This window comes from Luteimonas colneyensis, from assembly GCF_014836665.1.
Taxonomy (GTDB): Bacteria; Pseudomonadota; Gammaproteobacteria; order Xanthomonadales; family Xanthomonadaceae; genus Luteimonas; species Luteimonas colneyensis.
The window spans coordinates 268109-281145 of sequence record NZ_JACSQJ010000002.1; the positions used below are offsets into that span (position 1 = coordinate 268109).

The window sequence follows — 13037 nt, forward strand, 5'->3', positions numbered from 1 at the left end:
ATGCGTTCAAGCCGAAATTGCATCGCTACGCCGTCAACATGGCAGAAAGAGCTTGCCATGTTGCCAGCTACGCGCTGCAATTCGGCTTAACTTAGGTGTTAGGGGTGCATGGAAAGTAACGTCGAGGCCATCGCGGAAGATCTGATGCTACGGTCTGGAGCGATGTCGGCCGGAGCATCAATGGATGCGAAAGACAAACTTCACCCGGAAATTGATGCCTTTGTTCGGGAGTCCCTGAAGGCCGGAAGTGAGCTTATGTCCTCATGCGCAAGTCTTGCTGTTGGCCCCCACGAGCTTGCTGTTAATGTCCTTGTGCGCTCTATCATTGAGCTATCGCTCAAGCTCCACTGGGCCACACTTTCCTCTGACAATGCAAAGCATCTCTTGGCTCTCTCTACAGAGCAGGTAAAGACGATCTTCAGAGTCAATGCACGAACTGGAATAGCAAAGATCGTTGATCGGCAAGGAAACGACTTCACTGCCGAGTTCCTTGCGAGCGGGCGCGCAGAGCGTGGACAAAAGCAAGTGTCGCTTGAGGCTATGGCACAACAATCTGGGTTGCATGGCATATACAACTTGTTCTACCGGTTTCAATCTATGCACTCCCACGGCAACAATGTTTCTGGCTCAAGCGCGCTGACCACGACGAATACATTGGGCGTAGTTGGCGTCTTCTCCATCTTGCTCGGGCACTTAGGTGTTCGCTGGCTTGTGCATCGGAGTCGGCCAGACAATGAAGAGATTCGATCGCTGCTTGGGCTGGGTGCTAATGTGCACCCCTAACAATTCGTTCAAGCCGATGCCGCTTCGCGGCACGGCTTAACTCAGGCGTTAGGGCGCTAATGGAAGAGTACGAGCGCAACATACATTCACACATTGAGGAGCACGGTTGCAGTGTCACCTCAGTGTTCGATGCGAAGGGCGACGAGCCGCCCTTCGCGTACTCCATTGGCATCGCCAAAACAGCGATGGCCCCGGAGCTTATCGTCGTCGGCCTCAAGCGAGAGATAGGCCATTGGCTGGTGAACGAGTACAACCGTCGCGTCAAGGCCGGGGAAAGATTCGTACCTGGTGTTCTGTATCTCGGTTTCTTGGAGGGCTTCGCGGTGCAGTTCGGCCCGGTGGCTCGTGAGCATCGCGAGGAGTACATGCGCTCCGCAACTTGGCTGCATGGCGGCCCAGACTTTGAGGCGCTTCAGCTCATCTGGCCAAGCACGGCGGGCGTCTGGCCTTGGGACCAACATGCAAGTGAATGGTTTCGTGCCAATCAGCCACTCTTGACGGGAGACAGCCGGTGACGCGCCCTAACAATTCGTTCAAGCCGAAGCCGCTTCGCGGCTCGGCTTAACTCAGGCGTTAGGCCGCATGAGAGTTTTCCGCAAGATGCTCAGATGGATTCTCTTGACCGCCGGGATTGTCTGGGGCCTTTTGCAGCTCAACGGTGCCATTTTTGCTGCATGGGTCGCGGGCGGGCCGCCTTCACCCAACCCAGGCGGCTGGCTATTTGTCGCAGGCAACCGTTTGGCCTGGGCCGCCGCATCTTTCTTGGCGGGAGTCGGTCTGTTCGTCCTGCTGCGCCGCGATCGCCCTGCCAGCCGCTATGCTGTAGTGGCACTGGTGGCAGCGGTTCTTCTTATAGCCTTTCCATACATCCGCGAGTTCATCGCCTCGGATGCTTGCTTAGACTCAGGTGGTCGCTGGTCGGATCTCCAGTGTGTTCATAGTGATCCGTCTGCGGCCTAACAATTCATTCAAGCCGACGCCGCTTCGCGGCGCGGCCTAATTCAAGTGTTAGGTGCAATGGGAAGACTTCTCGCGCTTGGACTGATTCTTCTAGCATTGCTCTGCGAAGACGCCCGCGCCTGTTCCATTGTGATACAGCCGCCGGAGAAGATGTACCGGGAGAGCCGAGATGTTGTCTTTGCAATCCCTGTTGCTCGCTCGTACCAACCAAAGCAGGCGGCTGTTCCTGGCTATGAGGGTAGCGTCAGAGAGACCATTCTTTGGAGATCAATGATCCGTTGGAAAGGTCAGTACAGTTCTGGTCGTACATTCACCACTAGGCGCTCATTCGAGGTTACAGGCAGAACAACGTGCGGACGTTGGCTTCCTGCCTACCGTGCAAAGGAACCGGTGATACTGTTTCTGGAGGGGAGCGAGCCTCATCAGTTCTTTTTCTCCTACGACTCAGACAGATCTGACTTGTTCGAGTTCTTGGAGTCCACCCGGAGCAAGTAAGCAATGGCACCTAACAAGTCATTCAAGCCGACGCCGCTTCGCGGCGCGGCTTAATTCTGGTGTTAGCCCTCATAGGAGCATCATCGTGACAGAGACAAAGTTCGAGGGCGGATGTCAGTGTGGCGCCGTCCGGTATCGGATCGCGGGCGAGCCGCTTATGACGGCAATCTGCCATTGCTCCATGTGCAGGCGGGCCAACGCAGCACCGGCAGTCGCTTGGGCCATGTTTGAGGAGCCACAACTGACCTTTGTTCAGGGCGAGCCCAAGTTCTACGCTTCATCGGAGGAGGGGAAGCGGGGCTTCTGTGGGGCCTGCGGTACGCAGATCTCCTTCTCCGCAACGTACATTCCTGGTTTGGTGGACATCACCATCGGCAGCTTGGACGAGCCGGCCGCGATCGCACCGCAGTTTCACTTTTGGCATTCCAAGCATCTTTCTTGGGCGGAGTTCGCGGACACTCTGCCCCGTCATGCGGAGTTCCCTCCCGCGGGCTGAGGGCTAACAATGCGTTCAAGCCGAAGCCGCTTCGTTCCGCAAAGCACATGGCAGGAAGAGCTTGCCATGTGCTTTGCTCCACTACGCGGCTCGGCTTAACTTAGGTGTTAGGCCTTGTTTTCCCCACTGTTGTTGCCGGGTTTCAGGCGATCTGTAGCGCCTCGCTTATCCGCAGCGTCTGCACCTCGCACGCGCGGTGCAGGCATCGGCAGTCAGCCCTGCAGCAGCTCGGCTTCGGACAGGGGCGACTCTTCGCAAGATTTGACCGGCCGAGTCGGCTTCGGACAGGGCGCTGTGAAAGTTCTTGGCCGCGCGAATCGCTGGTTTTGGCTTCGGCCCAGGAAAGTTCCAGCCTCAGGCCGCTCGGCCAGACTTGTTGTACTGTTCGGCTCAGGGGTTGGGCTGTCGCAAGGTCGGGCGCAAGCGCGGCGTGCGGCGGCCTAACAAGTCGTTCAAGCCGAAGCCGCTTCGTTACGCAAAACACATGGCAGGTAAAGCTTGCCATGTGTTTCGCTCCACTACGCGTCTCGGCTTAACTCTGGCGTTAGGCCCCATGATCTTTGCCGTCGAGACCGAAGAAAGAGCACTCACCGTCTTCCCAACCGAGAACGAGGCCGTTGCGTATTGTGAGGGGCTCGATGTTGAGGCAGCTACTTGGCTGTTCTGGGCGGCTGACGGATCGCCACTAGAGGCGGAGTTCATTACACCCAACAAACGGGGCTGGTTCTCTGTCCAGAATGGCACTTACCGGCTGGTTCCTGCATTGCCAGAGCATCACGCGGATCTAGCTGAGGCGCTCGATGAAACCCTGCGGCTAGAGCCAAACCCATTCTTTCATTCGCTTCTTCAAGTCCGTGAGCACCTTGCCCAGGTAAGCGCTGGAGCTCAAGATGGTGCCTAACAATTCATTCAAGCCGACGCCGCTTCGCGGCGCGGCTTAATTCTGGCGTTAGCCTCATGACCAGGTTTCTCGCACCCTTTCTCGTGGTTCTCTGCAGCTGTGCTGCCGAAGTAACGGTATCTCCTGAATCAGCAAGTATTGAGCAGCTTGTTCGAGCATCACGCGGCTACAACAACGCCATAGTTGAGGTTCGTGGATTCGCGGTTATGAGGTGGGAAGCGAACTTCATCTGTCAGTCGCTGGATGACATCGACTCAAACCTCAACCGATGCTTGTGGCTCACCCCCACGAGGAAAGACGGCAAGATCAGCCCGCTGGATCCCGCAACGTTCCACCAAAAGGAGCTGGTGATAGTGGGAGTCTTTGATCGGGAGAACAAAGGTCACGGCGGAGCATATCCAGGAGCAATCGCCCCGTTGAGAGTTCGACAAGTCGGGACTCATCACCGGGGTGAAGTACCTCCACCACCGCCCAAGCCGGCGGCTAACAAGTCATTCAAGCCGACACCGCTTCGCGGCGCGGCTTAATTCTGGTGTTAGGGCCCACTGATGCAGAGTCGCAATTGGTCAAAGACGTTTCTCGTCGCTTCCTGGGCTCCCAGCGCGTTCCTAGTTGCCTACATTCTTTGGTACATGCTCATTTTCCGCCCGTCAGGCCAAGAGGTTTGGGGCGACGGTGCAACCATTTTCTACCTCGGTGTACTTGCGTACCCGTTGGCGCTTCTGCTTCTGGCAATTGGCACATACATGAGCTTTCGCTGGCATCGCCGGCATCCCGGTCAACGCACCACAGACCCGGCGTTGTTTGTGGTCTCAGTTGTGCTTCTCGTAGCGCCGTTTGTGGCACTCTTCGCCGGGACTGCTCTGGGTGGGCCCTAACAATGCGTTCAAGCCGAAGCCGCTTCGTTCCGCAAAGCACATGGCAGATACAGCTCGCCATGTGCTTCGCTCCACTACGCGTCTCGGCTTAACTTAGGTGTTAGCGCTCCTTCAAGTGCTCTGAGGACCACAGTGAGCAAACTCAAAGTCGTCGCAACCGCTTGCGTTCTGCTGACGGGTTGCGTTCAAAGTGCTGCAAATCTACGAGCCAACGACGGTGCCGGGTCCGCTACTTGGACCTCTGACAAATCAGTCACCGACGCCTTCGCGATCATCCAATCGAGCGCGGTGCATTGTTGGGCTGATGCGGCCAACTTCATCATTGCTGCCGCCCCGCCTTCCCCTGCAAGGCCTCCCTCCATTCAGATCAACAGCAGCCTGGGCCACCTGATGTCTGTCGTCGATTTTACAAGCACGGGAAGCGGGAGTCGGGTAGACGTCAAGGTCGGCTACTCATTAGGCAACAAGTCTCGGACGCGAGATTGGCAGAGAGCGCTACAGTCTTGGCTCGGCGGGCAGGATGTGAACTACTGCCCCAGGATGCCGTAATGCGCGCTAACAAGTCATTCAAGCCGATGCCGCTTCGCGGCACGGCTTAATTCTAGTGTTAGGTTGCTGGGGGAGCAACTATGGAACTCAAGCAGAATCCATTCTCACTCTACGACTTCTTAGGCTACTTCACGCCTGGGGCTATTCTTCTCTACATCGCCGGATACTTCGGCAAGATCATTTGGCCAGGCGCACCAACGTTCCATGATGTTGCGGCTCAGGCCGGGCTAGAAAAGGCAGAAGCTTACGTGCCGTTTGTCCTGTTTGCCTACGCGATCGGACACCTTCTTAGCTTTGTCTCATCCGTGACAATCGAGCGATACTCAATCTGGGCAATGGGCTATCCATCCAAGTACTTGCTTGGGGTCTCGCAAGCCGGCTACTTCCACTCAGATAGACATCCCGCAGTCAGAGCGGTCATTCGCTCCGCAGTATTCGCTCTGATCCTTCCTATCTCTCTTATGGACCTTGTCCTTGGCAGGTTGCTTGGCATGCGCGACCTCTATGCAAAGCCGCTAGATGATCTGCTTATACAAATCATCAGGGAGAAAGTCTATAAGCTGATTCAAGTTGTAGGTGGCGTTGAGAATCCCGCACAACATGGCAAGGCGTATGGCACCGACTTCTTTCGCTTTGCCTACCACTATGCAGTTGAGAATGCGCCGCACCACCTTCCGAAAATGCAGAACTACGTAGCTCTGTTTGGATTCCTTCGCAACATGTCGCTCATCGTTGTTATTGCGTTCTGGCCCACCGCTTACGCGGTCGTTAAGGGGTTGGTTGCCTGGCCTGCGTTGCTCGCTTTGGCGGTAGTGTCATATCTGTGCTTCATGGCGTTCGTGAAGTTCTACCGCCGTTTCTGTCTTGAAGCTCTTATGGCAACTGCTGTTTCATACAACAGGCCAGCAACCTAACAAGTCATTCAAGCCGACACCGCTTCGCGGCGCGGCTTAACTCTGGTGTTAGACCTCAGATGACTCGAGACGAGCTCTTGAAGGCTCTAAACAACGCACTCGATGAGACCGCGCACGTCGCGGTTCCGCATGTGAAAGATGACCTAGGGGAGGTCCCGAGGTGGCGTGCGGATCTCATGGCCGCATTAGTCGACCCCCCGCAGTTGGTCTTAGCAACAGCCGGCGCGCACGCCAAATCGTGCAAGGTCACGCAAGGTTCCATACAGGCTTATGCTCTAGCGCGTAAGGACTTGGGCTGGAACGACTCTTGGCTGTTGTATGACCCGGAAACAGGCCTCTTCTGGCTGGCCTGGGGAAGGGATCCGAGTTCGCTGGAGCTGTCCGGCTTCGACGGGCATGATCCGCTTGAGGTCTGGCACTCTTGAGGCCTAACAATTCGTCCAAGCCGACGCCGCTTCGCGGCGCGGCTTAACTCAGGTGTTAGGCCTGCGGAGCAAAGTATGAGGCTGCTTGTTGCAATAGCCGGTGCCGGATTGCTGCTCCTCGTCGGGTGCGCTGCACATGCTGGATCTGCCGCCGACGCTATTGAGCAACAGTTGCGTTCATCCTCGTCTGTTTCGTTCTACTTTGTCTCCCGGACCGAGGACTACGACTACGACGCTCGCAAAATCCAGTCCGAGGCTAGCGTTCAAGTTCGGCGGTCTTGCGGCGCCAACTGTCACCACTTCATGGAACCAGTTCTCGCCAGCCTACGAGCATCTAAGGCATCCAACTGCCTGCCAGGGCAACAGGATCTTTTGATCACGTTCGGCAAATCGCAGCTTATCTACAGCTACAGTGGCCGGCAGGTCATGTACGAAGAGCAGTGCTATTTCAACCCGGCAAGTGTTCACCACCTCCTCAAAAGTGATGGGTTCTTCTTTGGGTAGCATCATGGGCCGCAGGCCTAACAAATCATTCAAGCCGATGCCGCTTCGCGGCACGGCTTAATTCTGGTGTTAGGCGCACTACTGCACCGCAAGGAGGCGTGAAGTGAAACTGACAGACTCGGAAATTCGCCACTTCAAGAACGTACTGTGGGGCACCCGCTTCTGGGCGTGGTTCCGCTGGGTTCTGTTGGGTGTCTTGGCCTACACCGCCGTCGCACACTTCAGCGGCTGGAAGCCGCTGACCCGCCCGGACTGGCTGGTTGCCGGGGCTCTCTACATGCTTGTCGCTTGGCCAGGTCTGTGCCGCACCTACGTATTTCACACGCTTCGCCGCGTGGTTGCGGAGGATCCGGAGGCCCGGGCACAGCTCGCTGCGGCTGGCGTTAAGGAGTTCGCGCTTGGCACACCGGCGGGGCGCGCCTAACAATGCGTTCAAGCCGAAGCCGCTTCGTTACGCAAAGCACATGGCAGGTACAGCTTGCCATGCGCTTTGCTCCACTACGCGTCTCGGCTTAACTTAGGTGTTAGCGCCCATGAGAAAGTCGGCATTTGTCCTGATAGCTCTGATTGCAGGCTGCACCTCTGCTCCAAGCCCAGAGGCATCGCGGCCGTTAGCAACGCTTCCAGACGGTTGTTCGCCGCGAGAGATGGCGGAGGCTGAAAGCAAGGCGGCAAGGCTCCAGTCGCTTGTTCCAAAAGCATCCACGTCAGATTCAGACGTGTCCGAGGAGGAGCTACTGGCTGAGGTGGATGCCGGGGCCGACGCAGGAGAAGCTTGGGCTCTTCTGGAAGAGCTGATAGCGCGCTGCGGCAGTGGGCGCTAACAATTCATTCAAGCCGACGCCGCTTCGCGGCGCGGCTTAATTCTGGCGTTAGGCCGCATGACAAACCTCCTTGATCTGCTAGACAAAGGCGTTGGCGGCGTATCTTTCAACCCGAAAGATTTGGCCGTGGAGCTTGTCGCATACGGGGAGCCGGATGTCGCACGGATGTTGCTGGACATGTCGCCGGACACTTACACCCAGATCAGTGTATTGGCTGGCCGCCTTCTATCAGGCAATCTCACCATCGACAAAGCTATTTGCCTGGCTGCCGTCGAGGTGTTTGAGGGGCGGTCTCGTCCGCTGCGTCGCAAGCGTCGCGTTTATCCCAAGGCCGTGTGATGCACCGTCCAGCGCGGCCTAACAATGCGTTCAAGCCGAAGCCGCTTCGTTCCGCGAACCACATGGCAGGAAAATCTTGCCATGTGCTTCGCTCCACTACGCGTCTCGGCTTAACTTAGGTGTTATGTGCGCATGGGGAGTGCGTCGAGATATGGTGCTTGGTCAACGAACGCTCCAGTGCTTGCGCGAAATGATCAACGAGCGAACCCAGTACCGGTCGGGTCCGCAACTCGTGCGATTCTTCAACGCCTTGGGGTGTCAGGACAGCTATGGCCAAGGGTTCCCATCCCGCTGGGTATACACCGATGATCGTCTGGCTAAGCTCAACGGAACGCCGAAACTAGATCAGTGCATCCGCGAGGTTTTTTCACCGGCCAGCTTCGTGGGGCGCTTGAACGAGTTGGATACGCTCGTGGTCGAGTTCAACCAATACCTTGTCTTTGATAAGTGGCGGCTGGAGCGTGATGGGGCCGAGCTTCGCTTCAAGAAGCTCGACAAGATCGAGATTCAGGAGCCGCCCGCGCCGAAGCAGGAGGAAGACGCGTTCCTGAGCCGAGAATTCAACAACGTCACTTTCGGTGGGCTCGGTCTGGAGCCCTCCGTAGTTGGTGTGCTCGAACAACGTCTTAGAGAGATTGAGCGTTGCTACACGTCAGGATCGCCACTAGCCGTCATCCTCCTAGCTGGGAGCACACTTGAAGGCGTTCTACTGGGTCTCGCCACAAGCTACCCGAAGGCCTTTAACACCTCATCGGCGGCGCCAAAGCACGCGGACGGGAAGGTCAAACGCTTCCAAGACTGGTCACTAAGCAGCTTCATCGACGTCGCACGCGACCTGCGCCTAGTCGAGCATGACACTCACAAATTCAGTCACTCCCTCAGGGATTTCCGGAACTATATCCACCCGTTTGAGCAGATGGTTTCCGGCTTCTCGCCTCGCGAGCACACCGCTAAGATCTGCCTCCAGGTGTTGCGCGCTGCCGCAGAAGAACTGCGGTCCAATCTTGCTCGGCTGCGCACATAACAATTCATTCAAGCCGAAGCCGCTTCGCGGCTCGGCTTAATTCTGCTGTTAGGCAGCATCCACCGTTGGCAAGGGACTGACAGGTTTTCCATGAGACGTTTCTTAAGATACCTGCTTGGGATGGTCGCGGGTCTAGTAGCGATTTTTGCTCTGGGCGTTCTTTGGCCATCGGCAACGGCCCCACTGCCCGACGCCGCCGATAGCCGGTTGATCCGCAATGCCCGCATCATCGATGTGGAGCGGGCCATCGCCGGCGAGCCGACCGACGTGTTGATCAAAGGCGGCACCATCAGTCGCATCGGCTACGGCTTGCGTGCAGCACCGGACTTGCCGGTGCTAGAGGCAGACGGCCGCTACCTGCTTCCTGGTTTCTGGGACATGCATACGCATGCGTTCAAGTTATCACCGCAATTGCACCTGCCCCTGGCCGTCGCGAACGGCATCACCGGCACCCGCGACCTGATGGATTGCCCCGGCAGCGATGACACCTTGATTGCCTGCGTTGCCGACAAGCGCCACTGGACCCGCGCCGCTGTCGAGGGCCGTATGGTCAGTCCGCGCTTTGTCGAGGTGGCCAGCTTCTACTTCGAACGGGCCGACATGACGCCCGATCAGGCCGCCAGGCTCGCCGCGGACTATCGCGCGCGCGGGCTGGATGCGCTGAAAGTGTACAACCGCCTGTCGCCGGCCACCTACAAGCGCCTGACCGACGAAGCGCGGCTGTGGGGTATGCCTGTGGTCGGCCACCTGCCCAAGGCTGTGAGCCTGGACAACGCCGTCGCAGCTGGGCAGCGTAGTTTTGAGCATGGCCATGTCTTCGCGCGCCATTGCTTCCGTGATGCAGCAGCATGGCGCAGTGGTGCTTTGGACGCGGAAGTGCCCACCGCACTGGTCGAACGTATGGTCACCCATTACGACGCAGCAGCCTGTGCGCGCGCATTCGCGCAGATGCGTGAGGCGGGTACATCGTTCGTGCCCACACACGTGACACGCGAGGAGGATGCGCGCGCGCGCGATCCCGCCTTCACCGGAGATCCGCGCCTGGCATTCCTAGACCCTCTTTCGCGTTGGGCGTACCGCGACGATCTGAAGTCCACCGTGGTGCGCTATCCCGCCGCGCGCGGCGAGGCCGCCCTGCGGGGCTACTTCGAGCACGGCCTAGCGTTGACGCACGCGGCGTACCGGGCAGGCGTGCCGGTGCTGGTGGGCACGGACACCGCGATCGGCGGTTTTCGCTACCACGACGAAATGGCCCTTCTGGTACGCGCCGGCCTGTCGCCGGCCGAGGTGCTGCGTGCGGCCACACTGGACGCTGCGCGCTATGCCGGGCAGACGCACCGGCACGGCCGCGTGGCCGTCGGCAATGCTGCGGATCTGGTGCTGCTGGAGGCGAATCCGCTGGACGACATCGCCCACACACGTGGCCTCTATGCCGTGCTGCTGGCCGGGCGGCTGTACGATCGCCCGCGCCTCGACGCGCTGCTTGATTTCACCCGTGCCCAGGCTCGCTCACCGGTCAACGCAACCAAGCTGGTTTGGGGGTTCTCGGCCAGTTCTGTCAACGGCGAGCTTTGACTCGGGGCAAAAGATTGGGCAGGTTCGTGAACCCGCGACCGACATGACGTTTCGGGCTCACGACACCGTGGCTCTGGCTCTTTCTCGCCGTGGCGGCAACAGTGGCTGGCGGCAGAACTCCTAGTCACTGCTGCCCAACAGTTCATTCAAAGCCGACACCGCTTCGCGGCGCGGCTTAATTCAGGCGTTAGGCCTTGTTTCCCGCACTGTTGTTGCCGGGTTCCAGGCAACCTGTAGCGCCTCGCTTATCCGCAGCGTTTGCACCTCGCACGCGCGGCGCAGGCATCGGCAGTCAGCCCTGCAGCACCTCGGCTTCGGACAGGCGCGACTCTTCGCAAGATTCGACCGGCCGAGTCGGCTTCGGACAACGCGCAGTGAGAGTTCTTGGCCGCGCGAGTCGCTGGTTCTGGCTTCGGCCCCGGCAAGCGCCAGCCTCAGGCCGTTCGGCCAGACTTGTTGTACTGTTCGGCTCAGGGGTTGGGTTGTCGCAAGGTCGAGCGCAAGCTCGGCGTGCGGCGGCCTAACAAGTCGTTCAAGCCGAAGCCGCTTCGTTACGCAAACCACATGGCAGGTAAAGCTTGCCATGTGCTTCGCTCCACTACGCGTCTCGGCTTAACTCTGGCGTTAGGCCTTCAATGGAGAACATCGCAACATGAAGATCGCATTCGCCGCATGTGGTTTGCTGCTGGTACTTGCAGGCTGCGCCACGCAGAACGTAGCTGGCATTTCGTCCTATCAGCTCGTTTCCGCAGAACGCGTTACAGGCGCAATTGTCGAGCCACCGATCGGGGAGCCTGCCGGCACCATCGTAATCAAGCGCGACCCCGGAATTCTGGGAGCCGCTTTGTCCTCAACTCTTCTAGTCAATGGCAAGCCGGTGGCGCGCGTGAAGCCCGGTGAGTATCTGCAGTTCCGCGCCGCACTTGGCGAGCATCTCTTTGGCGTTTCGTGGTCTGACAATCTCGGTGCGGCTGCAACCTCATCTACTCGCGAGCTGGCCGTAGAAGTACGTGCTGGTCAGACTTACTACCTTCGTATGTTCCCCCAGCCTGGAAGCGGCGTAGTAATTGAGCGCAGCAGCCGGTGAAGGCCTAACAATTCATTCAAGCCGAAACCGCTTCGCGGTTCGGCTTAATTCAGGTGTTAGGGTGCACATGAGACATCTCCTTCGCTTTGGGATTTCCCTCCTCTTCTTGTCGGCAGCGTTTCCATCCTCGGCAACGAGGCCATTGATTGATACGATCGTTGTTGGTGAAGAGAACGGGGAGATCTTCCCCAAGAACTGCTGTTGGATCGAGCTCCCAAAAACGGAAAGCCTTAGAGCCGCAAAACGCGCGGAATCTTGCAGTGCCATAGGTGGCCCTGTGGGTAGGTTTGAGCTAGTCGATGAGAAAATCTGGCTTGTGGGTCTACTTCGGTGCGGGGGCGAAATGCCCTTGAGCTATGTTTACCCTGAGATGCCTGATCGAGTTCTAGCCACATGGCTTAACGGAACCTACTTCGTTCAGCTCTCGCCGAGATGCTTTGGTTCTATGGGCGCTACAAAAAGTCGCAAGCATCTGACACTCAGCGTTGAGGCCGGGATCGCCTCCATTGAGGCGCAAAGGATCGATGAGTCAGAGTGCAGTGGTGCGCCCTAACAATGCGTTCAAGCCGAAGCCGCTTCGTTCCGCAAATCACATGGCATGTACAGCTTGCCATGTGCTTCGCTCCACTACGCGTCTCGGCTTAACTTAAGTGTTAGGCCGCTTGTTGCGTGATGCGCAACATGATACAGTACCGCCATGATCAAGTCGTTCCGGCACAAAGGCCTACGCAAGTTCTTTGAGACCGGTAGCACTTCGGGCGTCCAGGCCAGCCACGTCAAGCGGCTTCGGATGCAGCTGGCTGCCTTGGACACTGCGCAGGCCGTCGAGGACATGGATATCCCCGGCTTCCGGCTACACCCGCTCAAAGGACAAATGCGGGGGCGCTGGTCCGTAACGGTCAATGGCAATTGGCGGCTGACGTTTGAGTTCCAAGATGGGAACGCCTACGTCCTGGACTACGAGGACTATCACTAATGACTATGTACAACCCTCCCCATCCTGGTGAGTTCATTACGGATGTTTACCTGGAGCCCAACGGCATCAGTGGCCGCGAGCTCGCGGAAAATCTGGACGTAGCGGCCTCGACTCTGAGCCGCGTGCTCAAGGGCACTAGTCGGGTCACTCCGGAAATGGCGCTTCGCCTTTCCAAGGCCGTTGGCCGCTCCCCCGAGAGCTGGCTTGCCATGCAGGACGCCCATGATTTGTGGGTGGCTCGGCAGCATGTAGACCTGAAGCGCGTGGGTAAACTTAGGCTGGCCGCGGCCTAACAATGCGTTCAAGC

At 58.1% G+C, this 13037-nt stretch carries 14 protein-coding genes; all 14 read left to right on the top strand.

From position 1 onward, the window contains the following. The first annotated feature begins 108 nt into the window (after window positions 1-108). Window positions 109-783, top strand: a complete 675-nt coding sequence (locus H9645_RS05320) for a DUF5677 domain-containing protein (RefSeq protein WP_191728691.1) — start codon at window positions 109-111, stop codon at window positions 781-783. A 59-nt stretch (window positions 784-842) separates the two neighbouring features. Continuing rightward, on the top strand, window positions 843-1298 hold the full coding sequence (locus tag H9645_RS05325; protein ID WP_191728692.1) for a DUF4262 domain-containing protein: 456 nt from the start codon (window positions 843-845) through the stop codon (window positions 1296-1298). A gap of 67 nt (window positions 1299-1365) precedes the next feature. Beyond that, the gene (locus H9645_RS05330; protein WP_191728994.1) at window positions 1366-1743 is read left to right on the top strand and encodes a hypothetical protein; all 378 of its coding nucleotides are present in this window, start codon (window positions 1366-1368) and stop codon (window positions 1741-1743) included. 580 nt (window positions 1744-2323) lie between these two features. After that, window positions 2324-2734: a GFA family protein gene (locus H9645_RS14390; protein WP_484497233.1), complete on the top strand. Its 411-nt coding sequence runs from the start codon at window positions 2324-2326 to the stop codon at window positions 2732-2734. A 553-nt stretch (window positions 2735-3287) separates the two neighbouring features. Next, on the top strand, window positions 3288-3635 hold the full coding sequence (locus tag H9645_RS05340) for a hypothetical protein (protein ID WP_191728693.1): 348 nt from the start codon (window positions 3288-3290) through the stop codon (window positions 3633-3635). Window positions 3636-5142: 1507 nt separating this feature from the next. Continuing rightward, window positions 5143-5976 (top strand): hypothetical protein, encoded by an 834-nt coding sequence (locus H9645_RS05345; RefSeq protein WP_191728694.1) that lies wholly within the window; start codon window positions 5143-5145, stop codon window positions 5974-5976. A gap of 500 nt (window positions 5977-6476) precedes the next feature. Then, entirely contained in the window at window positions 6477-6905 is a 429-nt protein-coding gene (locus tag H9645_RS05350; RefSeq protein WP_191728695.1) for a hypothetical protein, read from the top strand. 103 nt (window positions 6906-7008) lie between these two features. Then, the gene (locus H9645_RS05355) at window positions 7009-7329 is read left to right on the top strand and encodes a hypothetical protein (protein ID WP_182825446.1); all 321 of its coding nucleotides are present in this window, start codon (window positions 7009-7011) and stop codon (window positions 7327-7329) included. A gap of 457 nt (window positions 7330-7786) precedes the next feature. Continuing rightward, window positions 7787-8068, top strand: a complete 282-nt coding sequence (locus tag H9645_RS05360) for a hypothetical protein (protein WP_191728696.1) — start codon at window positions 7787-7789, stop codon at window positions 8066-8068. Window positions 8069-8249: 181 nt separating this feature from the next. Continuing rightward, window positions 8250-9092, top strand: a complete 843-nt coding sequence (locus tag H9645_RS05365; RefSeq protein ID WP_225218024.1) for a hypothetical protein — start codon at window positions 8250-8252, stop codon at window positions 9090-9092. 207 nt (window positions 9093-9299) lie between these two features. Continuing rightward, window positions 9300-10667 carry an amidohydrolase family protein gene (locus H9645_RS05370; protein ID WP_225218025.1) on the top strand — a complete coding sequence of 456 codons (1368 nt, stop codon included), beginning with the start codon at window positions 9300-9302 and terminating at the stop codon, window positions 10665-10667. Window positions 10668-11319: 652 nt separating this feature from the next. Further along, window positions 11320-11754, top strand: a complete 435-nt coding sequence (locus H9645_RS05375; protein ID WP_191728699.1) for a hypothetical protein — start codon at window positions 11320-11322, stop codon at window positions 11752-11754. 697 nt (window positions 11755-12451) lie between these two features. Continuing rightward, window positions 12452-12730: a type II toxin-antitoxin system RelE/ParE family toxin gene (locus H9645_RS05380; RefSeq protein WP_191728700.1), complete on the top strand. Its 279-nt coding sequence runs from the start codon at window positions 12452-12454 to the stop codon at window positions 12728-12730. Then, window positions 12730-13023, top strand: a complete 294-nt coding sequence (locus H9645_RS05385; RefSeq protein ID WP_191728701.1) for a HigA family addiction module antitoxin — start codon at window positions 12730-12732, stop codon at window positions 13021-13023. The genes H9645_RS05380 and H9645_RS05385 overlap by 1 nt, the downstream gene beginning before the upstream one ends. Window positions 13024-13037: the final 14 nt, after the last annotated feature.